This window comes from Streptococcus oralis (assembly GCF_023109155.1).
Taxonomy (GTDB): domain Bacteria; phylum Bacillota; class Bacilli; order Lactobacillales; family Streptococcaceae; genus Streptococcus; species Streptococcus oralis_BZ.
The window spans coordinates 113,583-140,508 of record NZ_JALDUA010000003.1 but is presented as its reverse complement, the minus strand read 5'-3'; the positions used below and the strand labels follow the sequence as shown (position 1 = coordinate 140,508).

Genomic DNA, 26,926 nt, shown 5'->3' with positions numbered 1-26,926 from the left:
AATGGCAGATAAGAACGAAGAAAAACGCTACAAACTTTGGCGAGAAATTGTCAAGATTGACGATAAGGAAGAAAATCTCCAGACTCTAAAAAGGCAATATGAACAGCAGCTAACTCACTTTCACTCAGAAATCCAGAGCATCCACCATCGTATGGCGACTCTATTGGCTCTCTCGCCCAGTTCTCGTCAGGTGATAGAGCAAATCGAAAGTGATAATAGAACCATACAGCGACAGGTCAACTCTTATGTAGATGAGGAACTGGATGAATTGGGAAAACAAACAAAGAAGGCTCGTCGAACTTTCGATGAAGCTAGAGAAGAACTGATATCAGAAAGGAATTGGCTACCATGGGAGTAAAATACAGCTCACAAGAATCCCAAGAATTGATTCAAGCCATGACTAACAACCTCCAAGTCGCAAATGAAGTTACGGATCGCTTATCCAGTGGATGTGACCACCTGATTTCCTCTTTAGACTCAGGTGAGCTGACAGGAGCAGCCTACACAGCTGGGAAGGGTCTCTTTACAGAGATTATCATCCCCAGTATCAAGAAGTTACAAGCAGCGATAGATGATATCCAACTAGAGTTGACTTCTTATAAAAATGCGGATGCTCAGGTCTCTGGATATGGAGATTTGGACCTGGACCAGATCAAGGAACTGAAAAAATTGAGGGAAGAGCAGTTAGCTATCGTAGAAGCTCAGATTCAAGCGAGGGAGAACTTGCTAAATCAAATCAAAGATCTCTTTACACTGAATTGGGGGAAAGCTTTCTCTGAGAAGACCATCCTCTACAATACCAAGTCTCAAATCGAGTCAGGTATTCAGGATTTGGATGACAAGATTGAAAAACTAGAATTTTTTGTCTCAGAGGTTTCCCAGTATTTCAGCGATAGTCTAGAAGTCCTTAGCCTAGCGATTCAAGGAGCTACTCAACTAAGTAAAGTCATTGTCGATAGCGATGGTAACTACTATGCGGACGGTCTGGACATGAGCTGGGTACAGAAAATGAAGGATGTGAAGATTGAGTCACATAAACTTGATAAGGATATTTCAGTGACTCAGGCTGAAAAAGATAGGAAAAAAATTGTGGATGATTTAGTATCATCTTACAACTTGGATGAATCTATGGCAAATGTACTCTATAAGCTCCAGCAGGGAATTTTGAAGAGGGTAAAACAAGAAGGATGGACTAATGAAAAAGTTCTTTATGAGTATAATAGATTAGTTGCATCTCCAGTTTATGGGGTAAGGGCAACTTGGAGAGGTCTTGCGGGTGTTATTGAACACGAAAAAACAAGTGATTTAGATGATATTTTGATAAATACGTATTCTTTATCTGAAAGAGAGGTAAAGATATTTAAAGAAGGGATTAATAAGCAGTACGAATCTAAATATAATAAAGACTTAGCGCATGAAGCTATTCAAATTGCTAGTTTTACTGAGTTATCTTGGGGTGATAGAGACTTGTCTAACCTTGATGGCTGGAAGGGACTAAGCGCCCATATTATTAGCACAATTGGAAATTCAACTCGGATTGGAGACCTCTCTGTAAATACTGAAAAGTATGAAAGTTCCTTCAAAGGAGACATTGATTCAGGTAGATATGATGATGCAGATTTTAATTCAGATTTAGATGCTATTACTTCTTACGAAAGAATGATTTCTAAAGATGTAGAAACAAAAGATGTGTTTAAAGTTCAAGCAGATTACAATCAAAGTATCCAAACAAACCAGAAAAATCGTGTTGAGGAATTCTATACTGTGATGGGAAATGGAGATAAAGCTAATGGTAAACTAATGGTTGAAACTCTTATTGAAAATAATACGATAGGAGGCAACTTTATTAAGTATGGTTTTGATCTCAATATTTTTATTGGCAATCCTAATGACAAAGAAGAGGGTTGGAAACAAGACTTCTATGATTACTTAGATAGAGGAGGTGAGAAAAATGTCGGGACTTAAAAAAATGCTAATCGTGATTGGTTCTGTAATTGCCTTAGCTACTGGTTTGAATCTTTACTTTCAGTATCAAAACCATCAAGAACATATGCAATTAAAAACCTCCTTTGAAGAGAGGGACAATATAGCCGTCTTACAACGTTTGATGGCATCAGGGAAATATGCGCCTGACATCCGTAAAGCGGGCTATGTCATTCCTCCCGATGGAGCTATTCGCTTGGATGGAGGAATTGCTTCCATCGAGATAAAAGGAGACATCGATTTGAAAATATCGTATCGTGGACGGGGGGTTACTGCTTATTTTGAAATAGAGATAGATGGTAAAATAACTAGTGTACTATATGAATTGGATAAGAACTTGGATATAGTTTCTAGCGCCTATTTTCAAACAAATGAAAAAAATAAAAATGAGAGAGTGACTATCCCCCAAGCCGAAGAAGAGCGACTATTAAAAATTGTTCAAAAAGAGCTTGAGGATTTCATGGAAAAGATGTATCAGACTTTGTATGGATAGTTTGTTATATTAGACTCAGGTGAGCTGACAGGAGCAGCCTACACAGCTGGGAAGGGTCTCTTTACAGAGATTATCATCCCCAGTATCAAGAAGTTACAAGCAGCGATAGATGATATCCAGCTAGAGTTGACCTCCTACAAAAATGCGGATGCTCAGGTCTCTGGATATGGAGATTTGGACCTAGATCAGCTCAAGGAACTGAAAAAATTGAGGGAAGAGCAGTTAGCTATCGTAGAAGCTCAGATCCAAGCGAGAGAGAACTGGCTAAATCAAATCAAAGATCTCTTTACACTTAATTGGGGGAAAGCCTTCTCTGAGAAGACCATCCTCTACAATACCAAGTCTCAAATCGAGTCAGGTATTCAGGATTTGGATGACAAGATTGAAAAACTAGAATTTTTTGTCTCAGAGGTTTCCCAGTATTTCAGCGATAGCCTAGAAGTCCTTAGCTTAGCGATTCAAGGAGCTACGCAACTAAGTAAAGTCATTGTCGATAGCGATGGCAACTACTATGCGGACGGTGTAGACATGAGCTGGGTGCAGAAGATGAAGGATGTGAAGATTGTTTCGCATGCCAAAAGAGATTTTCAAGACTCTGAAACTCGTGCCATCAATAAAGCTTCTAGGGATATGATGCTATCGGACGATGGTGATGCCTACTATCGTGCTGAATTAAAGAAGCACTTAAAAGGTCACGACAAGTCCGAATGGGATAAAATAATCGACGACTACAATCACACTCTTAAGATTGATGAAACAGGGAATATCATTGAAATTCATTCCTTGGAGCAAGGCTATGTCGTTTTAAAAAATGGGAAGTATGATGATGATTATACTCATTTGGTTAACAAAAAGCTTGATGAACTAAAAGCCCAAAACTTTGAAGCAAATTCAGTCGAATTTTGGAGTGGAGTAGCTCAAATTTTCTCTGGTTTAGGAGTCTACTTTGCGAGTGGTGCTCTCGAAACATTGAGTATAATGGCTAGTCCACCAACAATGGGAGGAAGTCTCGTAGTTGGTACCGCAGTATCTGTATCAGTGGTACAATATGGAAATGTACTGATATCTAGTGGAGCAGTAACTAGCTTATCAGCTATTACAAATACGGCCTTACTAAATGGCGAAATTCAGGTTAATTATTCTAGCAACTATGACAGTTGGCAGGCCAATAAACCGACGAGTAAGACTTTTGGGACTGTTGAAGGAAAGATTGGAAGTAGAAAAGGGAATATTCGTGTGGATGCAGAACCAAACAGTGGTAAAATTCAGGTTCAATCTGGAAGTGGGAAAGCTGGGTATACATTGAATGAGGATATTCCTTATACCCGAATAACTGATGCTCAAAGTGCTAGAAATTGGCTTGATTCAATATCCAAATTGAAAAAACTGTCAAATTATGAGAAAAATCAATTAGTTAGATATATATTGAGAGCTGCTGAATTCTTAGGAACGTAGGAGTAAAATATGAGATTATATATTAAAGGTGATTACACCAAAGAAATTCCGTTTGATTACTTAGAACTAGCGAAGAGAATGTGGTTTGATACTAAAGATGGTAAGCGAGTAGATTTTTCTTATTTTGGAAATACTCGCCCATTTAAAACAGACCCAACTATTCACTTGAAATTGAATAAGTGGATGCATGATAATAGATGGAATAATGTTCGGTTGAAAGAAGGGATTACCAACGAATTTGGAAGTCATATATATGAAAACCTTGAATTAGATTTTGAAGATAATCCAGCAACAGACTATCGAGAAAAAGGAGACTGTCTACGTTTAGCTTCTACCCACCTTGATCTTCTCACTGTTGATAAACGTGCTTTCTATGTTATGGCTATTGAAATTGCGACTGCCATTGACGGTCAGATTAGCGAAGATGATAAAGAGAGTTGGTTAAGTGTGGAGGAATTTAAAAGTCGGCATGAAGATATCCTTTCGATGAGTTATGAACAGGCTAATGAGATGAGCCTTGAAGAAATTCCGTTTATGGATGATGTTCGAGATCCAGTTTGGGAAGAAGACGACCGCAGAAATGAGGAATATATCCAAATCCATGGAGAAGTGGAGTTAGACGAAGAGGAAGACGAGTGAGACTATATATCAAAGGCGATTATACTAAAGAAATTCCGTTTAATTACTTAGAACTAGCGAAAAGGATGTGGTTTGAATCTTATAGAGACAAAGCTCTCTCTCTTTCCTATTCTGGATATTCTGAAATAGTGGAAGATGATGATTTGGCCATTCATCTCAAACTAAATAAGCAAGAATGTGATGAGCGCTGGTCTGAAGTACCTATTCAAGAAGGGATAAAATACCGCTTTTATTCACAAATTGATGAATATTTGAATTTAGATTATGAAGATGCTTATGTAACAGATTTTCGAGAAAATGGAGACTGTCTACGTCTCGCTTCTACCCATCTTGAACTACTCACTCTTGATAAAAGAGCATTCTATATCATGGCCATTGAGATTGCCACAATCTTTAATGGACAAATTAGCGAAGATGATAAGAAAAAATGGTTAACAGTCGAGGAATTCAAGGAAAAGCACCAAGATATCTTATCTCTAACTTTTGATGAAGCAAATGAGATAAGTTTGGAAGAAATTCAGACGATTGACGCTATTGACGATCCCATCTGGGAAGAATTGGATAGGAAACGCGAGGAATACATCAAAATCCACGGCGAACGTGTTTATGATGATGAGGAAGATGAGTGAGACTATATCTTAAAGGTGATTACACCAAGACTGATTTTTATGAAGAATTTAAAGAAATAGCTCAAAAGATGTGGTTCAAAGAGCGAAAAGGAATTCTACTCGATTTTTCCTATGCTTGGGATGAAGATTTACATTTGAATTTACGGTTGGATAAATTTAAATATAATGACGAACGTTGGGAGAGAGCAAATTTTAATACAAATATAAACCCTTGGAAGACATTTGAATATGAAAACTTGACATTGGAACTAGAAAATTCTTATGAAAGCGATGGGCGTGAGAAAGGTGATTATTTGCGAATTATTTCCACTCATCTAGATATTTTAACAGTTGATAAGCGTGCTATGTATATTATGGCCATTGAAATTGCGACTGCCATTGACGGCCAAATCAGCGAAGACGACAAAGAAACATGGCTGAATATTGAAGAATTCAAAACGAAACATGCAGACTTGCTGAACTTGACCTACGATGAAGCGGTCAATATTAGTTTGGAGGAACTGGAGGTTATGGAGGCGGTTGATGAACCACTTTGGGATGAATTACACAGAGGATGGGAAGAATACATTAAAATCCACGGCGAACGTGTTTATGACGACGAGGAAGACGAGTGAGACTATATTTAAAAGGTGATTATACAAAAAGAGTACCTTATGGTTATTTAGAACTAGCTGGTAAAATGTGGTTTCCAGAAGATGAGCAAATTTCTTACTCAAATGCTGGGAACAATGATGCATTACAAGAAGATTTTTTCTCAAATTTATCCTTGAGGAAAGGCACTGCCGATAAGAGATGGTCTAGTGTCCCCCTAAAGGAAGGGGTACGAAGACTCTTTTCACATATTAAGGAAAGTATTGAAATTAATTTTGAAGATGCATTTGCTACGGATTATAATGAAAAGGGAGACTATCTCCGTATTTTAACCACCCATCTAGAAGTTTTGACAGTTGATAAACGAGCTATGTACATTATGGCGCTTGAGATTGCAAAGGTGATTGATGGGCAAATTAGCGAGGATAATAAGAAGACATGGCTAACAGTCGAGGAGTTTAGGAAAAAGCACGAGGCTATTCTATCTCTAACTTTTGAAGAAGCAAATGAACTAAGTTTGACTGAAATTCAAACGATGGATGTGGTAGACGACCCTCTTTGGGAGGAAGAAGCCAATCGTCGAAAAGAATATATACTAGCACATGGAGGCGATATCTCAGATTTATGAGACTATATATCAAAAGTGATTTTACGAAAAAAATAGACTTCACAACTAGAGAGCTTGTTTGGAAGATGTGGTTTAAGGAACGGAATGGCAAGAAAATAAGTTTCTCCAATGTTGGTGATGATGCTATGTTACAGGATGATTTCTTTTTTGGAGTTCAATTTGATAAATGGCGATTTAATGATAAACGATGGAATCATATACCATACGATAAGAGCAATCCTTGGACTTCGTTTTCTGATGAAAACATTCAATTGGAATTTGAAAATGATTTTATTACTGATGGGAGAGAACGTGGAGAAAACCTTAGGATTGCTACGACACATACGGATATTTTAACGGTTGATAAACGAGCTATGTATATCATGGCAGTCGAGGTAGCTTCTGCAATTGATGGTCAGATTAGCGAGGATGACAAGGAGACCTGGATGGATGTAGAGACTTTTAAGGAGTTGCACAAGGATGTCTTATCACTAAGTTACGATAAAGCAACCGATATCAGCGTGGAGGAACTGAAAAGTTTGAAACCTGTAGAGGAACCTTTGTGGGATGAAGAAGAGCGTCTTCGTGAAGAATACATCAAAATCCATGGTGAACGTGTGTATGACGACGAGGAAGACGAGTGAGACTATACATCAAAGGCGATTACACCAAAGAAATTCCATTTGATTACATGGAACTAGCGAAAAGGATGTGGTTTGAGAAAAAAGATGGAATAGAGCCAGATTTATCGTATGCTGGGTATCTAGGTTTACCAATCGATAAACTTTCTATTCACTTAGAATTAGACAAGGAAACTCATGGTGTTAGATGGAGGAGTGTCCAAATAAAGGAAGGGATAAAATATGATTTTTTATCCCATAAATGTGAATATATACAGCTAGATTACGAAGATGCTATCATGTCGGACTTTCGTGAGAAAGGCGAATGTTTAAGAATCGCTTCTACCCACTTTGACCTTCTCACTGTTGATAAACGAGCTATGTATATTATGGCCATTGAAATTGCGACTGCTATTGATGGTCAGATTAGCGAAGATGATAAAGAGAGCTGGTTAAGTGTGGAGGAATTTAAAAACCGGCATGAGGATATCCTTTCGATGAGTTATGAAGAAGCTAATGAGCTGAGTTTGGAAGAAATTTCATTTATTGATGATGTGAGAGACCCAGTTTGGGAAGAAGATGACCGTAGAAATGAAGAATACATCAAAATCCATGGCGAGCCAGTTTATGATGATGAGGAAGGTGAGTGAGAATTTATAATCCCACCTATTTGAAAGAGAGTGTTGATAGAGGAAAGGCGAATGTTAGATAAAGTAAAACAGTTTAAGTGGTTGATTGTATTGTCCTTGTTCCTATTAGCGATTCCTTTATATTTTACTTACAATCATTTCCAACAATCTAGTGCTTTAAAAGAATCCTTTGAGAAAAATGAAAGAATTGAAGTTCTTCATCGTTTGACGTCATCAGAAAAATATGCGTCTGACATCCGCAAGGCAGGATATACTATTCCTTCTGACGGAGCTATTCGATTGGATGGAGTTATTTATCCATTAGAAATAGAAGGAGAGTTACATTTGAAAATTAGCCCTCCCAAAAAGGATGCTAAGGATTTTCAGTTATTTTTCATCACACAGGTTAATGAAAAACAAACACATATAACTTTTATTTTAGATAAAAATCTGAATTTAATTGATTCCAGCTATTCTCAGCAAAATGGTAACGGGAAAAGAGAGATTGTTTCTATCTCACAAGCCGAAGAAGATTACTTGTTGAGAAGTGTTCAAAGCGAGATTGATGACTTCATGAAAAAGATGTATCAAACCTTGTATGGATAGTTTACCAGAGAAAGAAGCTTCTTGCTCAACGCAATGCTGTATGAACAACACTTCTATGATAACTTAGACAGAGGGGGTGAAAAAATGTCAGGACTTAAAAAAATACTGATCGTGATTGGTTCTGTAATTGTCTTAGCTACTGGCTTGAATCTTTATTTTCAGTATCAAAACCACCAAGAACATATGCAATTAAAAACCTCCTTTGAAGAGAGGGACAATATAGCCGTCTTACAACGTTTAATGGCGTCAGAAAAATATGCGTCTGATATCCGTAAAGCGGGTTATGTCGTTCCTCCTGATGGAGCTATTCGTTTGGATGGAGGAATTGACTCCATAGAGATAAAAGGAGACATTGATTTGGATATCTCAAATCCGGGACGGAATGGGGTTACTGCTTATTTTAGAATAGAGATAGATGGTAAAATAACTAGTGTACTCTATGAATTGGATAAGAACTTTGATTTAGTTTCTAGCGCCTATTTTCAAATAAATGAAAAAAATATAAAAGAGAGTGTGACTATCCCCAAAGCTGAAGAAGAGCGCCTATTAAAGATTGTTCAAAGCGAGATTGATGGCTTCATGAAAAAGATGTATCAGACTTTGTATGGATAGTTTACCAGAGAAAGTAACTTCTTTCTTAACACAATGTCGTATGAACAACGGGGTGTGTTGAGGGATTTTACTAGAAAAAGATACCGTAGATAAGCTACAAAAAAATTACCCAAGTATTGATAATTTCATTCGAAATATTGAAACAGGTAATCAAGAGTTGACAGAGATGAGGTGATTAGATGAAGAAGAGGAAATTTGCAATTTTTTCGTTGCTAATAGTTCTATTATTATCTTTCTCTGGTTTTCAGTACTATAAATATCAGAGAGTTCACAATATTTTTGATGAAATATACTACGAAGAAAGTGATTATCACAATTATACGTTTCTATGGAAAGGTCGAGCTTTTTATAAGTTAAAAAGTTTAAAAATTGTGGACAATGGCTCTGATGAGTTGTATAGATATGCTATTAATTATAAAAGTGTAGACTTACCAAATACTATTCATTCTCTAGGTTATAATTTTTATTTTAATTTTCAGGGTATGACAGAAGTTAACCTGGAGATGCGTTTGATACTGCCAGATACAGATACAACCATAAATGTAGATTACCTGTACGATGTAAACAATCAGCAATTAGAACGGTTTATGTGGTACTATGATGATGAGAGTACAGGATATTTTCAGCAGTCTCAAGTAGAGGACTTTCTAGCGGAGCATGGAAAGACTGTTGATGAGATTCGCAAGGAAGCAGATGAAATACTTCGTCACAAAGTCTTGGCAGACTGGACTTCCATATATGCTAGTCGTTTTAGCCCAGATAATTGGGGAGAAGTGACAGTTAAGGATATATGGAGAACAGAATAACAAACGGAACGACGAGGTAATAGTTTTATAAAGGCAGGTTACTATGACAGAGTTCTTAAGAACATTTTATTTTATTCGATAGCTTTGGTCTGCTTTCTTTTGGGGTGACGGAAGAAACTCCCTACACAATAACCATCACCAATGTAGACGACAAGCCAGCACACTTTGAAGCTCAAGTGGTGGATCGGTAGATTTAGGAACCATAAACTAGGCCTCAGTTGTTGTAATTGTTTGGTAAAGAAGACTTATTTGCTTTGAAAGTCACAATCAGCTTGTTTCTTTCGAATATGCAAGAGAGGCTCTAGTGGTGAATACTAGTCAAAATTTCAAAAAAGATTTAGATAAACCTAATCTCGCAGTTGGAGAGTAAAATGTTAAATAAAATGAAAAACTATTATAAAAACAAACCAACTCAAGCTGTCTTAATGCTCTTAGTACTTATTTGGTCAGTATATGAGATTGGTGCGACCAGTTTGGCAAGTAACTCTGCATTAACTAAGGAATTCATGCATAGTCGGTATGTTATGGTTTGGCCAATAGTAGATAAGAAAGTGAAATTATACCACTATGCGGAAGAATGGACTAATGACGTTTTAGATGGAATGATGCATTTAGACTATGGAAATATTAGAATAACTAGTTTTCCTAAAAAATGGGAGAGTGAAGCTGAAGTTTACTATACGCTGTCTCAGGATGAATATGCTGATAGAGTATATTTTTTCTTAGACAAGCCAATTTCCAAAGCCTATATCAGCAGATTAGAACAAAAATATTATTTGATTTCAAAGAATGCAGTTGCTATTGAAGAGGAAACAGGTAAGACGGTTGAACAGTTAGTTCAAGAAGTGGGGAATGCAAGGAAAAACTTCTTATCAGCTCTTGGAAAGATGAAAATCCTTCGTTTGGTCTATTTGATTCTTCGTATGATAGTATTGTTGCAGTTTATCAAGTGGTCGGGTCAGCGTAGAAAAAGGAAAGAGAACGAAATTTTGCAGAATAGATAGAGCTCCAAAAAGGTATGATGATAAAGAGCTTCCAAACAATAAAAAAGTATTCATTTGGTAAAGAATGGAATTGTTGTCAGCTACCAAGGGGAGAAAGTTTTTTATGTAACCAATAACAAGTCCTACACGATCACCATCACCAATGTAGACGACAAACCAGCTTACTTTGAAGCTCAAGTGGTGGATCGGTAACATTTCAGCTCTCAAATGAGGGCTTTTTTAGATACAAGTTTCAAAAAAGAAGCAAATATGATATACTAAAGAACGAGTATTCTATTAGAATTAGGACAAGCAATATGAAACAAACGATTATTCTTTTATACGGTGGGCGTAGTGCAGAGCGTGAAGTCTCTGTCCTTTCAGCTGAAAGTGTGATGCGTGCGGTCAACTACGACTGTTTCACAGTCAAGACTTTCTTCATCAGCCAGTCAGGTGACTTTATCAAAACACAGGAATTTAGCCAGACCCCAGGTCAAGAGGATCGTCTCATGACCAATGCGACTATTGACTGGGACAAGAAAATAGCGCCAAGTGCCATCTATGAAGAAGGTGCAGTGGTCTTTCCAGTTCTTCATGGTCCGATGGGAGAAGATGGTTCAGTTCAAGGATTCTTAGAAGTTTTGAAAATGCCTTATGTTGGTTGTAATATCTTGTCATCCAGCCTTGCCATGGATAAAATTACGACCAAGCGTGTCTTAGAATCTGTCGGGATTGCCCAAGTACCTTATGTGGCTATCGTCGAAGGGGACGATGTGACTGCTAAAATCGCTGAAGTTGAAGAAAAACTGACTTATCCAGTCTTCACGAAGCCGTCAAACATGGGTTCAAGTGTCGGTATTTCTAAGTCTGAAAATCAAGAAGAACTCCGCCAAGCTTTGGAACTCGCCTTCCAATATGACAGCCGTGTCTTGGTAGAGCAAGGGGTAAATGCGCGTGAAATCGAGGTTGGTCTTTTGGGCAACTACGATGTGAAGAGCACTTTGCCAGGTGAAGTGGTCAAGGATGTTGCCTTTTATGACTATGATGCCAAATATATCGATAACAAGATTACCATGGACATCCCAGCCAAGATTAGTGATGATGTAGTAGCTGTCATGCGTCATAATGCAGAAACAGCCTTCCGTGCGATTGGTGGCCTCGGTCTGTCTCGTTGTGATTTCTTCTATACAGATAAGGGTGAGATTTTCCTAAACGAGCTCAATACCATGCCAGGTTTTACCCAGTGGTCTATGTATCCACTACTTTGGGACAATATGGGAATCAGCTACCCAGAACTAATCGAGCGTTTGGTTGACCTTGCTAAGCAAAGTTTTGACAAGCGCGAAGCGCATTTGCTATAAAATGAAAGAGAGGGTAGGAGTTAGAACCATCACTGTTAGGTGAGTCGAGTTCGTGGACTTCACCCCTTTTTAAAGGAGTAGAAATGAAATTAACAATCCATGAAGTTGCCCAAGCTGTTGGAGCTAAAAATGATGTTAGTCTTTTTGCGGACGTTCAGTTAGAAAAAGCTGAGTTTGACAGTCGTTTGATTGGGACAGGAGATTTGTTTGTGCCCCTCAAAGGTGCGCGTGATGGTCATGACTTTATCGAAACAGCTTTTGAAAATGGTGCCGCAGTAACCTTGTCTGAGAAAGAGGTTGCAAATCATCCCTACATTCTAGTAGACGACGTTTTGATTGCCTTTCAACAACTAGCCGCCTACTATCTTGAGAAAACGGCTGTTGATGTCTTTGCCGTTACGGGTTCAAATGGAAAAACGACGACCAAGGATATGTTGGCGCATTTACTGTCAACAACCTACAAAACCTACAAAACTCAAGGCAATTACAATAACGAGATTGGCCTTCCTTACACAGTTCTCCACATGCCTGAAGGAACAGAAAAGTTGGTCTTGGAGATGGGGCAGGATCACTTGGGAGATATTCATCTCTTGTCTGAATTGGCTCATCCAAAAACAGCCATCGTGACCTTGGTTGGAGAGGCTCATTTGGCCTTTTTCAAAGACCGTTCAGAGATTGCTAAAGGAAAATTGCAAATTGCTGATGGTATGGCTCCGGATTCTTTGCTTTTGGCACCAGCTGACCCGATTGTAGAGGACTACTTGCCAACTGATAAAAAGGTGGTCCGTTTTGGGCAAGGAGCAGAGCTTGAAATTACAGACTTGGTTGAGCGCAAGGATAGTCTGACCTTTAAGGCGAATTTCTTGGGACAAGCCCTCGATTTGCCAGTGACAGGTAAGTACAATGCCACCAATGCTATGATTGCTGCTTATGTGGCTCTACAAGAAGGAGTTTCAGAGGAGCAAATTCATCAGGCCTTCCAGAACCTAGAATTGACGCGTAACCGTACTGAGTGGAAGAAAGCAGCCAATGGAGCAGATATTCTGTCTGACGTATACAATGCCAATCCAACTGCTATGAAGTTGATTTTGGAGACATTCTCTGCCATCCCAGCCAACGAAGGAGGCAAGAAAATAGCAGTTTTGGCGGATATGAAGGAATTAGGTAGCCAGTCTGTTCAGCTCCATAACCAGATGATTTTGAGCCTCTCACCAGATGTGCTGGATACCGTGATTTTCTATGGAGAAGATATTGCAGAATTGGCTCAACTTGCCAGTCAAATGTTCCCAATCGGTCACGTTTACTACTTCAAGAAAACAGCTGACGAGGACCAATTTGAAGACTTAGTCAAGCAGGTTAAGGAAAGACTCGGTGCCAATGACCAAATTTTGCTCAAAGGATCGAACTCCATGAATCTAGCCAAGCTGGTAGAAAGTTTAGAAAATGAATGCAAGTGATTTTGCCAAGTATCTGCAAAGAATGCTAGCCATTACGGATACTGGATTAACCTTTACAAAAGATCCTTTCGACCGTGAGCGCTACGAGGACTTGCGAAGCCTGTTATCTGAAATGTTGAATCAGGTATCAGACCTCGATGCAGAAGAAGTGGCAGAAGTCTTGAAACCAACGTCCGCTTATGCAACTCCTCTGATGGACGTCCGTGCTTGGATTGTTGAGGATGAAAAAATCTGTTTAGTTAGAGGAAAAGGGGAGGATAGTTGGGCTTTGCCAGGTGGTTTTGGTGAAGTCGGCTATTCTCCAACCGAAAATATTCTTAAAGAAATTGAAGAAGAAACCGGTTTTACAGCAAAAGCTGAAAGGTTACTTGCAGTTTTTGATACCAATCGTTTCCAACTACAGAGCAAACAATATGCAAAGTTTGTCTTTGAATGTAAGCTTCTTGATGGGCAATTTCAAGAGAATCAAGAAATTGCTGAGCTTCAATTTTTTGCCATTGACCAATTGCCAGTCTTATCTGAAAAACGCATCACCAAGGAGCAAATGGAGATTATTTGGCAAGTTTATAAAGGACAAAGAGACCAATATATCGATTAGTTTATGCTAGAGAAGTCGACAAATCAAAAAAGGGTATCTACAAGGTGCATTTCTGCAATACAAATGATATAATAGGTTGCGAATTTAAGACTCAAGTATTCTATGCATGGCATAGAATCAAGTTTTTTCAAAAAATTTAAAAGCTGGGGGGAGTGAATTTTTTTTTACTGCCTCTAGCTAGATGAACGAGGAATAGAATATGAATTTGTGGGATAAATTATTTACCACACAGATATCAGAACCGCCCCAGTTTGAACTTCACTGGTACATTGGTTTGTTATGTTTATTGGCTCTTACTTTTTATGCTTCTTATCGTTTTCGCGACAAAGTTGCTTACCAGCGTTTTATTCAGATTCTTCAGTCTGTTCAACTGATTGTTCTGTATAGCTGGTATTGGGGGAATCTCATGCCTCTGTCAGAAAGTTTGCCCTTCTATCATTGCCGTATCGCCATGTTTGTGATGCTCTTAATTCCAGGGACATCCAAGTACAAACAGTACTTTGCCCTTTTAGGAACTTTTGGAGCAACAGCAGCACTGGCTTACCCACTCTTTGATCCCTACCCATTTCCACACGTGACCATTTTGTCCTTCATTATCGGACATGTTGCCCTTTTAGGAAATGCGCTCCTATACTTGTTTAGAAACTATCAACCTTCCCTTCTCGATTTGAAGAATGTGGTGGTGATTACCTTTGCCTTAAATGGCTTGATATGGGTTGTCAACTTAGTTGTAGGTGGGGATTATGGCTTTTTAAACAAACCACCACTTGTTGGAAGTTTCGGCCAGCCCTTAAATTATCTCATTGTTTCGACTGTTATAGTGATAGCAATTCGCTTAACAGGGAAATTAGTAGAAAATTTTTTACAACAAAAATCGGAAGAATTTATTCAAGAGAAGATCTAAAATGATCTTCTCTTTTTTGGATTTTTAAGAAACAAAAAGGAAATTGTGAACGTTAACTTCAAATAATCTCTTAGAAGAAGAATTTTTCTAGAATTTTCTCAAAAAACATGCAGGAATTTTATCAAAAACTAAGCACGATTGGATTTTTTGTGTTATAATATTCTTTGAATAGCTATGCCCAAACATAGTTATTAAATAGAAGTGAGAAACTTGGAAGACAGAGAGGATGCGATGTAATGACTAGAGATGGTTTTTTTACAGGCTTAGATATCGGAACTAGCTCGATTAAAGTGCTAGTAGCTGAGCATAGAGATGGCGAAGTAAATGTAATTGGTGTTAGTAATGCCAAAAGTAAAGGTGTCAAAGACGGAATTATTGTTGATATTGAAGCAGCTGCTTCAGCAATCAAATCCGCAATCACACAGGCAGAAGAGAAAGCTGGTATTTCTATTAAGTCTGTTAACGTTGGCCTTCCAGCAAACCTCTTGCAAGTTGAACCAACACAAGGAATGATTCCTGTAACTTCAGATACCAAAGAAATCACGGATCAAGATGTTGAAAATGTTGTCAAATCAGCTTTGACTAAGAGCATGACTCCTGATCGTGAAGTGATTACCTTTATTCCAGAAGAATTCATCGTGGATGGTTTCCAAGGTATCCGTGACCCTCGTGGTATGATGGGTGTTCGCTTGGAAATGCGTGGCCTGCTTTACACAGGTCCTCGTACGATTCTACACAATCTTCGCAAGACGGTTGAGCGTGTAGGTATTCATGTTGATAATGTGATTATTTCACCTTTGGCAATTGTCAACTCCGTTCTTAACGAAGGCGAACGCGAATTTGGTGCGACTGTCATTGACATGGGTGGAGGTCAGACTACTGTAGCGACTATCCGCAACCAAGAATTGCAGTTCACTAACATCTACCAAGAAGGTGGAGATTACGTTACTAAAGACATTTCTAAAGTCTTGAAAACATCTCAAAAAATTGCAGAAAGTTTGAAACTGAACTATGGTGAAGCTTACGTTCCACTAGCAAGTAACGAAACTTTCCAAGTTGAAGTAATTGGTGAAGTAGAACCTGTTGAAGTAACAGAAAGCTACTTGGCAGAAATTATCTCAGCACGCATCAAACATATCTTTGACCAAATCAAACAAGAGTTGGAAAGAAGACACTTGTTGGATTTGCCAGGAGGTATCGTCCTTATCGGTGGAAATGCAATTTTGCCAGGAATTGTTGAATTAGCCCAAGAAGTATTTGGTGTTCGCGTAAAACTCCATGTACCAAATCAAGTTGGAATTCGCAACCCTGCATTTGCTCACGTGATTAGCTTGTCTGAGTTTGCTGGTAAATTGACTGAAGTCAATCTTCTTGCTCAAAAAGCAGTTAAAGGAGATGAGTTCCTTCGTCAAAAACCAATCAACTTTGGCATTCCAAATCAACGTTTGAATCCAGTAGCGCAACCAAGTCCAGCACAAGCAGCTCCAGCTGAAACTGTGACGGATGCTCCAGTTGCTCCTAAGGAAGAATTCCAAGCAAGTTCTCAAAGTAAACCGAAGCTAACAGAACGTTTCCGTGGTTTGATCGGAAGCATGTTTGATGAATAAAAGAGGATAAGAAATTATGACATTTTCATTTGATACAGCAGCAGCTCAAGGCGCAGTTATTAAGGTAATTGGTGTCGGTGGTGGTGGTGGTAACGCCATCAACCGCATGGTTGACGAGGGTGTTGCTGGTGTAGAATTTATCGCAGCCAACACTGATGTACAAGCCCTTAGCAGTACGAAAGCAGAAACAGTTATCCAACTTGGTCCAAAATTGACTCGTGGTTTGGGTGCTGGAGGACGTCCAGAAGTTGGACGTAAAGCTGCAGAAGAAAGTGAAGAAGCTTTGACGGAAGCTATCACTGGAGCGGACATGGTCTTTATCACTGCAGGTATGGGTGGTGGATCTGGTACAGGTGCAGCCCCTGTTATTGCACGTATCGCTAAAGATCTTGGTGCTCTTACAGTTGGTGTTGTGACACGTCCTTTCGGATTTGAAGGAAGCAAACGTGGCCAGTACGCTGTAGAAGGAATCAACGAACTTCGCGAGCATGTTGATACTTTGTTGATTATCTCTAATAACAACTTGCTTGAAATCGTTGATAAGAAAACGCCACTTCTTGAAGCTCTTAGCGAAGCAGATAATGTCCTTCGCCAAGGTGTTCAAGGGATTACTGACTTGATCACGAACCCAGGATTGATTAACCTTGACTTTGCTGACGTTAAAACTGTAATGGCAAACAAAGGGAATGCCCTTATGGGTATCGGTATCGGTAGTGGTGAAGAGCGCGTTGTTGAAGCGGCTCGTAAAGCAATTTACTCTCCACTTCTTGAAACAACTATCGATGGTGCAGAGGATGTTATCGTAAACGTTACTGGTGGTCTTGACTTGACTTTGATTGAAGCAGAAGAAGCTTCAGAAATCGTCAACCAAGCAGCTGGCCAAGGTGTAAACATCTGGCTTGGAACATCAATTGACGAAAGCATGAAGGATGAAATCCGTGTTACAGTTGTAGCGACAGGTGTTCGTCAAGAGCGCGTGGAAAAAGTAGTTGGAGCTCGTAACAACCAACCAGTTGGACGTCCATCAACTAAAGCTCCTCAAGCACACACATTTGACCGTCAATTCGACTTGGAAGAGACAGCAGAATTGCCTAAATCAAGCCCACGTCGCTTTGAAACAAACCAAGCGTCTGCTTTTGGAGACTGGGATTTGCGTCGTGAGTCTATTGTTCGCCAAACAGATCCAGTTGTTTCACCAGTAGAACGCTTCGAAACACCAGTTTCACAAGATGAAGATGAATTGGATACACCTCCATTCTTCAAAAATCGTTAATCAATGAATTTGAAAAAAAATACTGAATTAGTTTTTCAGCAAATAGCTGAGGCTAGTCAAGAAGCCAACCGTGCTCTAGATGCTGTTTCAGTAATCGCAGTGACAAAGTATGTAGATGTACAAACAGCGGAAGCCTTGCTTCCGCTTGGTGTCCGTCATATAGGTGAAAATCGAGTTGATAAATTTTTAGAAAAATATCAGGCCTTGAAAGATTACCCAGTTACTTGGCATTTAATAGGAACACTACAGAGACGGAAAGTGAAAGAAGTAATCCCATTTGTGGATTACTTTCATGCTTTAGACTCCCTAAAGTTAGCCCAGGAAATTCAAAAGAGAACAGATCATGTTATCAAGTGTTTCTTGCAGGTCAATATTTCTGGGGAAGAAAGCAAGCATGGGTTTTCAAAAGTAGAATTGCTAGAACTTTTGCCAGAATTGGCTAAGTTAGATCAGATTGAGTATGTTGGTTTAATGACCATGGCTCCTTTTGAGGCAGACAGTGATGAATTGAAAGAAATTTTCAAGGATACGCAGGCTCTGCAAGCAGAAATTAGAGAAAAACAAATCCCTAATATGCCGATGACGGAGCTAAGCATGGGAATGAGTCGTGATTTTAAAGAAGCGATTCAGTTCGGCTCAACCTTTGTTCGAATCGGTACAGCATTTTTTAAATAGGAGAGAGCTATGTCTTTAAAAGATAGATTCGATAAATTTATAGATTATTTTACAGAAGACGGAGAAGAAACGACGAACTACCAGACTCAACAAGAGGAAACAGTTAGCCCAGCCATCTCATCTTCTAAAGAATTACCAGCACCTGCTCAGTCAGGATCAGCAAAAGATGCAAATATTACTCGTCTTCATGCGCGTCAGCAAGAATTGGCAATGCAAAGCCATCGTTCAGATGAGAAAGTGACAATTGACGTTCGCTATCCAAGAAAATATGAAGATGCAACGGAAATTGTAGATTTGTTGGCTGGAAATGAAAGTATTTTGATTGATTTCCAATACATGACAGAAGTACAAGCCCGTCGTTGCCTTGATTACTTGGATGGGGCCCGTCATGTCTTGGCTGGAAATATGAAAAAAGTTGCGAGTACGATGTATCTATTGACTCCTGTCAACGTTGTCGTGAATATTGAAGATATCAAACTTCCAGACGAATCACAGAGTGCTGAGTTTGGTTTTGATATTAAACGAAATAGAGCAAGATAATGATTTTCTTAATCCGTTTAATCCAAAATGCGGTTAGCATTTATTCCATCATTCTCGTTGCATTTGCTCTTCTTTCATGGTTTCCAAATGCCTATGAAAGCCAGCTAGGTCGCTTAGTCATCAGACTTGCTCGCCCAGTTATTGAGCCACTTCGTAAGCTCAATCTACAATTTGCTGGTCTTGATTTTACGGTTTGGGCAGCGCTGATTCTGATTCAGTTTGTTGGAAATCTCTTAACACGACTAGTCCTATTACTATGACAGTAAATCGAGCCATTTATCAGCATTTTTGCCAAGATGATATTCCCTTTATTGATAAGGGTTTAGAGTGGATCAAGCGGGTAGAAGATACCTATGCGCCGGTACTTACTCCTTTTATCAATCCCCATCAGGAACAGATTTTGAGGGTACTAGCTGGGACATATGGACTGGGTTGCCAAAGTAGTGGTGATTTTCTTCCGACAGAGTCGGTTCGAGTTCTTCTCTATCCAGATTACTTTGAACCGGAGATATCAGACTTTGAAATGGCCTTGTTGGAAATTTGCTATCCGAGTAAGTTTGAGCAACTGAGTCATGGAAAAATATTGGGAACAATCATCAACCAACTAGGGATTGACCGGAAATTATTTGGTGATATCTTGGTAGATGAAAAGAGAGCACAGATTTTTGTCAATCGTGATTTCATTCCTCTTTTTCAGGATGGAATAAGAAAGATTGGCAGACTTCCTGTATCGCTGGAGGAACGTCCTTTTACCGATAGGATTTTGTCTAAAATTGATTATAGAGAACGAGAAATTTTAGTTTCGAGTTTTCGATTGGATGCCCTCTTATCAAGTGCCTTGAAATTATCTAGAAACCAAGCTAGTCAACTGATAGAGAAAAAATCTGTCCAGGTAAACTATCATGTGGTTGAAAAAAGTGATTATCAGGTTGCAATTGGGGATTTGATCAGTGTGAGAAAGTTTGGTCGTCTAAAAATTGTCAAAGACAATGGTCAGACCAAAAAGGATAAGAAAAAACTAACAGTCCGGCTACTTTTAAGCAAGTGAGAAAAAATATGTCGATTACACCACAAGAAATAAGTGATAAAGCTTTCTCAAGAACATTCAGAGGCTACAATCAGGAAGAAGTTGACCTCTTTCTAGATAAGATTTACTTTGAATTAGAGGATATGATTCGATACAAAGATGAAACTGAACTCTATATCAAAAAACTAGAAGAACGTCTTTCCTATTATACGAATGATATTCCTAAGAGAACAGTAACAAGCGAGCAAGAACCAGAAGCAATTAATGATTCTATTTTTTATTAAGTAAGTGAGGAAAAGTATGCCAATTACATCGTTAGAAATTAAAGATAAAACCTTTGGTACAAGATTTAGAGGTTTTGACCCAGAAGAAGTAGATGAATTTCTGGATATCGTTGTTCGTGACTACGAAGACTTGGTTCGTAGCAATCACGATAAAGAGACACACATCAAGAGTTTGGAAGAACGTTTGTCTTACTTTGATGAGATGAAGGATTCCTTGAGTCAGTCAGTTTTGATTGCTCAAGATACTGCAGAGCGTGTTAAACAAGCTGCTCAAGAACGTTCAAACAATATTATTCAACAAGCTGAACAAGATGCTCAGCGTTTGCTTGAAGAAGCGAAATACAAGGCAAATGAAATTCTCCGTCAGGCTACAGATAATGCGAAGAGAGTGGCTGTTGAGACAGAAGAGTTGAAGAACAAGAGCCGTGTATTCCATCAACGCCTCAAGTCTACGATTGAAAGTCAGTTAGCAATTGTTGAGTCATCTGATTGGGAAGATATTCTTCGCCCAACAGCTACTTACCTTCAGACAAGTGATGAAGCCTTTAAAGAAGTGGTGGGTGAAGTTCTTGGTGAAACTGTATCTTTACAACCAGAGGAAGAACCTATTGATATGACTCGTCAATTCACACCAGAAGAGGTTGCTGAATTGCAAGCTCGTATCGAGGCTGGCAACAAAGAATTAGCTGAGTTTGAAGCTCAACAAAATCAACAGACAGAAGAAAGTGACCAGCATGAAGAGTCAGTTGAAGTAGAAGCTACTGCAACAACTGAGGACGATGCAAACAAAGAATCTGTTCTTATCCTATAAAAAAATGTGAGAACAAGATCCAACCAACTATATTTTCAGCGAGCGGGAGATGGTGAGAGTCCTGCAATCCCTAGTGGTTAGATTATCCTCTCAAGCAATCCAGTCCGAAAACAGTAAGACTAGACGTCCCCCACGTTACGGGAAAAGAGGAAAAGAGACCCTGTCTTTTTTCGAACAAAGGTGGTACCACGATTTTCGTCCTTTTTGCGAATCGTGGTTTTTATTTTGTCAGTTTAAATTAAAGGAGTAACAATGAAACTTAAAGAAACCCTCAATCTAGGGAAAACAGACTTTCCAATGCGTGCTGGTCTTCCAACCAAAGAACCAGTTTGGCAAAAAGAATGGGAAGAAGCAAAACTTTACCAACGTCGTCAAGAATTGAACCAAGGAAAACCACATTTCACCTTGCATGATGGACCTCCGTATGCAAACGGAAATATCCACGTTGGACATGCCATGAACAAGATTTCTAAAGATATTATTGTTCGTTCGAAATCTATGTCTGGATTTTACGCCCCTTATATTCCAGGTTGGGATACACATGGATTGCCAATCGAGCAAGTCTTGGCAAAACAGGGCGTGAAACGTAAAGAAATGGACTTGGTTGAGTACTTGAAACTTTGCCGCGAGTATGCTCTTTCTCAAGTAGATAAACAACGTGAAGACTTTAAACGTTTGGGTGTTTCTGGTGACTGGGAAAATCCTTATGTGACCTTGACTCCGGACTATGAAGCGGCTCAGATCCGTGTCTTTGGTGAAATGGCTAAAAAAGGCTATATCTACCGTGGTGCCAAGCCTGTCTACTGGTCATGGTCTTCTGAATCAGCCCTTGCAGAAGCAGAAATTGAATACCATGACTTGCTTTCAACTTCCCTTTACTATGCTAATCCAGTTAAAGACGGAAAAGGTGTGCTAGATACGGATACCTATATCGTTGTCTGGACAACAACTCCATTTACCATTACGGCTTCTCGTGGATTGACAGTTGGAGCGGATATTGATTACGTAGTCGTACAACCAGCTGGTGAAACTCGTAAGTTTGTGGTTGCTTCAGAATTGTTGAACAGTTTGTCTGAGAAATTTGGTTGGTCTGATGTTCAAGTTTTGGCAACCTACCGTGGTCAAGAATTGAATCACATCGTAACAGTCCACCCATGGGATACGGCTGTAGATGAGTTGGTAATCCTTGGTGACCACGTTACGACTGACTCTGGTACTGGTATTGTCCATACAGCCCCTGGTTTTGGTGAGGACGACTACAATGTTGGTGTTGCCAACGGCCTTGAAGTTGCTGTAACAGTTAACGAACGCGGTATTATGATGGAAAATGCTGGCTCTGACTTTGAAGGTCAATTCTATGACAAAGTTGTACCAACTGTTATCGAAAAACTGGGTGATTTGCTCCTTGCTCAAGAAGAAATTTCTCACTCATACCCATTTGACTGGCGTACCAAGAAACCAATCATCTGGCGTGCTGTTCCACAGTGGTTTGCCTCTGTATCTAAATTCCGCCAAGAAATCTTGGATGAAATTGAAAAAGTGAAGTTCCACTCAGAATGGGGTAAAGTTCGTCTTTACAATATGATTCGTGACCGTGGCGACTGGGTTATCTCTCGTCAACGTGCTTGGGGAGTTCCCCTTCCTATCTTCTATGCTGAAGACGGAACGCCAATCATGACTGCTGAGACTATTGAACATGTAGCTCAACTCTTTGAGGAACACGGTTCTATCATCTGGTGGGAACGTGATGCTAAGGACCTCTTGCCAGAAGGATTTACTCATCCAGGTTCACCAAATGGCGAGTTCAAGAAAGAAACAGATATCATGGACGTATGGTTTGACTCAGGTTCATCATGGAATGGAGTAGTGGTCAACCGTCCAGAACTCAAATATCCAGCAGATCTATACCTTGAAGGTTCTGACCAGTACCGTGGTTGGTTCAACTCATCACTTATCACATCTGTTGCTAACCATGGCGTTGCTCCTTACAAACAAATCTTGTCACAAGGTTTTGCCCTTGATGGTAAAGGTGAGAAGATGTCTAAATCTCTTGGAAATACCATTGCTCCAAGTGATGTTGAAAAACAATTTGGTGCGGAAATCTTGCGTCTCTGGGTAACAAGTGTGGACTCAAGCAATGACGTGCGTATCTCTATGGATATCTTGAGCCAAGTCTCTGAAACTTACCGTAAGATCCGTAACACTCTTCGTTTCTTGATTGCCAACACATCTGACTTTAACCCAGCTCAAGACGCAGTAGCTTACGATGAGCTTCGTTCTGTTGACAAGTACATGACCATCCGCTTTAACCAGCTTGTGAAAACGATTCGTGATGCTTATGCTAACTTTGAATTCTTGACAATCTACAAGGCCTTGGTGAACTTCATCAACGTTGATTTGTCAGCCTTCTACCTTGACTTCGCTAAAGACGTTGTTTACATCGAAGGTGCCAAATCACTCGAACGCCGTCAAATGCAGACTGTGTTCTATGACATTCTTGTGAAAATCACCAAACTCTTGACACCAATCCTTCCGCACACAGCAGAGGAAATCTGGTCATATCTTGAGTTTGAAGCTGAAGACTTCGTTCAATTGTCTGAATTACCAGAAGCTCAAACTTTTGCCAACCAAGAAGAAATCTTGGATACATGGTCAGCCTTCATGGATTTCCGTGGACAAGCTCAAAAAGCCTTGGAAGAAGCGCGTAATGCAAAAGTAATCGGTAAATCACTCGAAGCCCACTTGACAGTTTATCCAAATGAAGTGGTGAAAACTCTTCTTGGAGCAGTGGATAGCAATGTAGCTCAACTTTTGATCGTGTCAGAATTGACCATCGCTGAAGGTACAGCTCCAGAAGGCGCAGTTAGCTTTGAGGATGTTGCCTTTACAGTTGAACGCGCTGCAGGTGAAGTTTGTGACCGTTGCCGTCGTATCGACCCAACAACAGCAGAACGCAGCTACCATGCAGTCATCTGTGATCACTGTGCAAGCATCGTAGAAGAAAACTTTGCAGATGCAGTTGCAGAAGGATTTGAAGCGAAATAATCAGATTAGAAATATGTCTTCTCATAGTTTAAGATGAGAGGAAAGGTAAAAGAGAGAAAGTCATTTCTCTCTTTTTTGCTGGAAAAAGTTTAGGACAAAGGAGGGAAATCTAACATTTGTAGGAAAAGTTTTAAGTTGATTTTCTGGGATTTTTTAAAAGAGGAGTCGTGTTTTGGTACTTTTCAAAAGCATGTGTTGCTTCTAAAAATCGCGACAAATAATTTGAATAATCAAGTGAAATCAGGTAGAATAGAAAGGATTGAATAATATATTGAAGAGGAAATTTTGAGAATGAAACATCAGTTTTATGGAGAAAAACGACAGCGCTTTTCTTTCCGGAAGTTGTCCGTTGGGCTGGTTTCGGCGACTATTGGAAGCTTCTTTTTGAGTGGGCAAATAACTGGGGACTTGACTTCTGTGAAAGCAGCAGAAATTCAAAGTCAGCAGTCTGCTCAGGTCAAATACCACTACGTAGTGGAGTCTGAATTGACGGAGACAGAGAAGAGTGCCTTGATAAGGGAGATTCCAAAGTATGTTGAGGATGCTTCAGAGACCTATTACTTAGTTTATCGTCCGACTACTCAAGGGGATACATCTGGAGTATTACCTAAGACAGGTCACTCCGGTCTTTGGGAATCAACTTTTACAGCGATGGGTCTTGCATTACTAGTGCTTGTAGTTGTTAGAGGCAGAAATGGGAAGAGGTATTTATCTTCGATCTTGTTGGTAACTGGAATGGGATCCATACTGCTATCTCCAACAGTCTTAGCAGTGACGAATATCGAACTCGCTGCATATAATCAAAGTCTTAACTTGGGTCTTGGAGATGCACTGCCAGCGCCATTGAAAATTGATGGTTACGACTATATCGGTTACTTAAAGAATGAAGAACAAAATGATAGTCATTTAGCTCATTCTGCTCAGAAGGAAAATCCGACACTGGACTTGGAGAAAGAGAAGGGAAGTGAACTTAAACCGAGTGAAACAAATCCGAATACAAAAGAGATTGTTTCGGATAAGGGGGATGCTTTAACTGAGGAAGAAAGAGAAGCTATAGCTGCCAAGGAGAGAGAGTCTGCTCTTCTAAGCCCCGTTTATGACTTGCCAGAACTAAAAATTAGCGAGCAGGAGTCGGTTCAAGAACTTCCTTATCAGACAAAATACCAATATACCGATGAATTGGCTCAAGGGCAATCAAAAGTTATACAATCAGGTGTTCGAGGTCAACGTACAGTGGTGACTCGTCATTATCATGAGAATCAAGAAATCGTAAAAAGCGAAATGATTTCTGATCAAGTGACGCTTGAACCTGTTTCTGAAATTATTTTAGTTGGAACAGCTCCAACTAACTCGATACCAAAAGAAACTCCAGTTCATGAAGTTCCAGAATTGGCAGAATATGGCACAAGTCCTGAAACCTCTCCAATTCACGAAGTTCCAGAATTGACAGAATACGGAACCAGTCCCGAGACATCTCCAGTTCACGAAGTTCCAGAATTAGCAGAGTACGGAACTAGTCCTGAGACGTCTCCGGTTCGTGAGACTCCAGAACTGACAGAATATGGCACAAGTCCTGAAACATCTCCAGTTCACGAAGTTCCAGAATTGACAGAATATGGCACAAATTCTGAGACAGCCCCAGTTCAAGAGATTCCAGAATTGACGGAATATGGCACAACTCCAGAAACAGCCCCAGTTCACGAAGTTCCAGAATTGGCAGAGTATGGCACCAGTTCTGATACAGCTCCAGTTCAAGAGATTCCAGAACTGACAGAATATGGGACAAATCCTGATACAGCTCCTATTCATGAGAATTCTGAGTTGGAATTGACTACAAATGATGAGGTTAGAATAGAAAAGATTGATTTTTCTATTGACGAGCAATATACAGATGAGATTCCAGAAGGAAGTCGTCAAATCACAACTCCAGGAGTCCAAGGTGAGCGGACCATCAAGACTCGTGTTTACAGTTCCAATGGTCAAGTTGTCGACCGCCAAGAACTTTCGAATGAAGAAACCTTGGCTCCAGTAACGCAAATTGTCAAAGTCGGAACAGCTAAACCAAGCATGGTACCGAACGATCCACCGCAAGCAGACGCCCTGCCAGAGTATCCGTTGACATATACTGACGAAACTCGGGTTGAGAGAATTAACTTCACAATTCGTGAAGAAGAAACGGATGAATTGGTTCGAGATGCTCGTCAAATTGCGACTCCAGGAGTCCAAGGTGAGCGTACGATTAAGACTCGTGTCTATAGTTCGAACGGTCAAGAGGTTGACCGCCAAGAGTTGTCCAATGAGGAAACTCTAGCTCCTGTAACGCAAATTGTTAAAGTTGGAACGGCTAAGCCAAGCATGGTACCGAACGATCCACCGAAAGCAGATGCCCTGCCAGAGTACCCGTTGACTTATACCGATGAAACTCGGGTAGAGAAAATCAACTTTACCATTCGTGAAGAAGAAACGGATGAATTGGTTCAAGATGCCCGCCAGATCGCAACACCAGGTGTTGAGGGAGAGCGTACGATTAAGACTCGTGTCTATAGTTCGAACGGTCAAGAGGTTGACCGCCAAGAGTTGTCCAATGAGGAAACACTAGCTCCTGTAACGCAAATTGTTAAAGTTGGTACGGCTAAGCCAACTATGGTGCCAAATGAAGCGCCAAAAGCAGATATTCTGCCAGAATATCCG

At 39.8% G+C, this 26,926-nt stretch carries 29 protein-coding genes; all 29 read left to right on the top strand.

The features are described from left to right. Position 1 precedes the first annotated feature (1 nt). Positions 2 to 358, top strand: coding sequence for a hypothetical protein (locus tag M1F63_RS07055; protein WP_247941079.1), 357 nt, complete (start codon positions 2 to 4; stop codon positions 356 to 358). Continuing rightward, the gene (locus tag M1F63_RS07050; RefSeq protein WP_247941078.1) at positions 349 to 1,965 is read left to right on the top strand and encodes an LXG domain-containing protein; all 1,617 of its coding nucleotides are present in this window, start codon (positions 349 to 351) and stop codon (positions 1,963 to 1,965) included. Before M1F63_RS07055 ends, M1F63_RS07050 begins: the two co-directional genes overlap by 10 nt. Beyond that, entirely contained in the window at positions 1,952 to 2,476 is a 525-nt protein-coding gene (locus tag M1F63_RS07045) for a thiol-disulfide isomerase (RefSeq protein ID WP_247941077.1), read from the top strand. Before M1F63_RS07050 ends, M1F63_RS07045 begins: the two co-directional genes overlap by 14 nt. Positions 2,477 to 2,602: 126 nt before the next feature. Further along, a complete protein-coding gene (locus M1F63_RS07040) occupies positions 2,603 to 3,931 on the top strand; it encodes a virulence protein (RefSeq protein ID WP_247941076.1) in 1,329 nt (442 codons plus the stop codon). A 9-nt stretch (positions 3,932 to 3,940) separates the two neighbouring features. Further along, a complete protein-coding gene (locus M1F63_RS07035; protein ID WP_247941075.1) occupies positions 3,941 to 4,570 on the top strand; it encodes a hypothetical protein in 630 nt (209 codons plus the stop codon). Next, the gene (locus tag M1F63_RS07030; RefSeq protein WP_247941074.1) at positions 4,567 to 5,199 is read left to right on the top strand and encodes a hypothetical protein; all 633 of its coding nucleotides are present in this window, start codon (positions 4,567 to 4,569) and stop codon (positions 5,197 to 5,199) included. Before M1F63_RS07035 ends, M1F63_RS07030 begins: the two co-directional genes overlap by 4 nt. Beyond that, a complete protein-coding gene (locus tag M1F63_RS07025; protein ID WP_247941073.1) occupies positions 5,196 to 5,813 on the top strand; it encodes a hypothetical protein in 618 nt (205 codons plus the stop codon). Before M1F63_RS07030 ends, M1F63_RS07025 begins: the two co-directional genes overlap by 4 nt. After that, positions 5,810 to 6,418: a hypothetical protein gene (locus M1F63_RS07020; protein WP_049479001.1), complete on the top strand. Its 609-nt coding sequence runs from the start codon at positions 5,810 to 5,812 to the stop codon at positions 6,416 to 6,418. Before M1F63_RS07025 ends, M1F63_RS07020 begins: the two co-directional genes overlap by 4 nt. Further along, entirely contained in the window at positions 6,415 to 7,041 is a 627-nt protein-coding gene (locus M1F63_RS07015; protein ID WP_247941072.1) for a hypothetical protein, read from the top strand. Before M1F63_RS07020 ends, M1F63_RS07015 begins: the two co-directional genes overlap by 4 nt. Then, a complete protein-coding gene (locus tag M1F63_RS07010; RefSeq protein WP_247941071.1) occupies positions 7,038 to 7,667 on the top strand; it encodes a hypothetical protein in 630 nt (209 codons plus the stop codon). The genes M1F63_RS07015 and M1F63_RS07010 overlap by 4 nt, the downstream gene beginning before the upstream one ends. 51 nt (positions 7,668 to 7,718) lie before the next feature. Further along, on the top strand, positions 7,719 to 8,252 hold the full coding sequence (locus M1F63_RS07005) for a thiol-disulfide isomerase (RefSeq protein ID WP_247941070.1): 534 nt from the start codon (positions 7,719 to 7,721) through the stop codon (positions 8,250 to 8,252). A gap of 84 nt (positions 8,253 to 8,336) precedes the next feature. Further along, positions 8,337 to 8,864 (top strand): hypothetical protein, encoded by a 528-nt coding sequence (locus M1F63_RS07000; RefSeq protein WP_002881041.1) that lies wholly within the window; start codon positions 8,337 to 8,339, stop codon positions 8,862 to 8,864. 179 nt (positions 8,865 to 9,043) lie between these two features. Next, positions 9,044 to 9,670, top strand: coding sequence for a TipC family immunity protein (locus M1F63_RS06995; protein WP_000746265.1), 627 nt, complete (start codon positions 9,044 to 9,046; stop codon positions 9,668 to 9,670). A gap of 371 nt (positions 9,671 to 10,041) precedes the next feature. Further along, positions 10,042 to 10,674: a hypothetical protein gene (locus tag M1F63_RS06990; protein ID WP_180833442.1), complete on the top strand. Its 633-nt coding sequence runs from the start codon at positions 10,042 to 10,044 to the stop codon at positions 10,672 to 10,674. A gap of 54 nt (positions 10,675 to 10,728) precedes the next feature. Beyond that, positions 10,729 to 10,866 carry a hypothetical protein gene (locus M1F63_RS06985; RefSeq protein WP_158084816.1) on the top strand — a complete coding sequence of 46 codons (138 nt, stop codon included), beginning with the start codon at positions 10,729 to 10,731 and terminating at the stop codon, positions 10,864 to 10,866. 104 nt (positions 10,867 to 10,970) lie between these two features. Beyond that, positions 10,971 to 12,014: a D-alanine--D-alanine ligase gene (locus M1F63_RS06980; protein WP_247941069.1), complete on the top strand. Its 1,044-nt coding sequence runs from the start codon at positions 10,971 to 10,973 to the stop codon at positions 12,012 to 12,014. An 83-nt stretch (positions 12,015 to 12,097) separates the two neighbouring features. Further along, the gene (locus tag M1F63_RS06975; protein ID WP_247941068.1) at positions 12,098 to 13,471 is read left to right on the top strand and encodes a UDP-N-acetylmuramoyl-tripeptide--D-alanyl-D-alanine ligase; all 1,374 of its coding nucleotides are present in this window, start codon (positions 12,098 to 12,100) and stop codon (positions 13,469 to 13,471) included. After that, positions 13,458 to 14,069, top strand: coding sequence for an NUDIX hydrolase N-terminal domain-containing protein (locus M1F63_RS06970; RefSeq protein WP_247941067.1), 612 nt, complete (start codon positions 13,458 to 13,460; stop codon positions 14,067 to 14,069). Before M1F63_RS06975 ends, M1F63_RS06970 begins: the two co-directional genes overlap by 14 nt. 199 nt (positions 14,070 to 14,268) lie before the next feature. Beyond that, complete coding sequence (locus M1F63_RS06965; protein WP_001055269.1) at positions 14,269 to 14,973, top strand: YwaF family protein; 705 nt, start codon at positions 14,269 to 14,271, stop codon at positions 14,971 to 14,973. Between the two features lie 236 nt (positions 14,974 to 15,209). After that, entirely contained in the window at positions 15,210 to 16,580 is a 1,371-nt protein-coding gene (gene ftsA / locus M1F63_RS06960) for a cell division protein FtsA (protein WP_000196342.1), read from the top strand. A 16-nt stretch (positions 16,581 to 16,596) separates the two neighbouring features. Then, positions 16,597 to 17,853, top strand: a complete 1,257-nt coding sequence (gene ftsZ / locus M1F63_RS06955; protein WP_000144261.1) for a cell division protein FtsZ — start codon at positions 16,597 to 16,599, stop codon at positions 17,851 to 17,853. A gap of 3 nt (positions 17,854 to 17,856) precedes the next feature. Continuing rightward, positions 17,857 to 18,528 carry a YggS family pyridoxal phosphate-dependent enzyme gene (locus M1F63_RS06950; protein WP_247941066.1) on the top strand — a complete coding sequence of 224 codons (672 nt, stop codon included), beginning with the start codon at positions 17,857 to 17,859 and terminating at the stop codon, positions 18,526 to 18,528. 9 nt (positions 18,529 to 18,537) lie between these two features. Then, a complete protein-coding gene (locus M1F63_RS06945; RefSeq protein WP_000053367.1) occupies positions 18,538 to 19,068 on the top strand; it encodes a cell division protein SepF in 531 nt (176 codons plus the stop codon). Beyond that, a complete protein-coding gene (locus M1F63_RS06940; RefSeq protein WP_000576501.1) occupies positions 19,068 to 19,328 on the top strand; it encodes a YggT family protein in 261 nt (86 codons plus the stop codon). The genes M1F63_RS06945 and M1F63_RS06940 overlap by 1 nt, the downstream gene beginning before the upstream one ends. Next, entirely contained in the window at positions 19,325 to 20,116 is a 792-nt protein-coding gene (locus tag M1F63_RS06935) for a YlmH family RNA-binding protein (RefSeq protein WP_247941065.1), read from the top strand. Before M1F63_RS06940 ends, M1F63_RS06935 begins: the two co-directional genes overlap by 4 nt. An 8-nt stretch (positions 20,117 to 20,124) precedes the next feature. Next, entirely contained in the window at positions 20,125 to 20,379 is a 255-nt protein-coding gene (locus M1F63_RS06930; RefSeq protein ID WP_247941064.1) for a DivIVA domain-containing protein, read from the top strand. A 16-nt stretch (positions 20,380 to 20,395) separates the two neighbouring features. Then, positions 20,396 to 21,190 (top strand): DivIVA domain-containing protein, encoded by a 795-nt coding sequence (locus tag M1F63_RS06925; RefSeq protein WP_001123190.1) that lies wholly within the window; start codon positions 20,396 to 20,398, stop codon positions 21,188 to 21,190. Positions 21,191 to 21,442: 252 nt separating this feature from the next. Continuing rightward, positions 21,443 to 24,235 (top strand): isoleucine--tRNA ligase, encoded by a 2,793-nt coding sequence (ileS, locus tag M1F63_RS06920; protein ID WP_247941063.1) that lies wholly within the window; start codon positions 21,443 to 21,445, stop codon positions 24,233 to 24,235. Between the two features lie 291 nt (positions 24,236 to 24,526). Further along, the coding region (locus tag M1F63_RS06915; protein WP_247941062.1) for an SIALI-17 repeat-containing surface protein at positions 24,527 to 26,926 on the top strand (2,400 nt) is incomplete at its 3' end.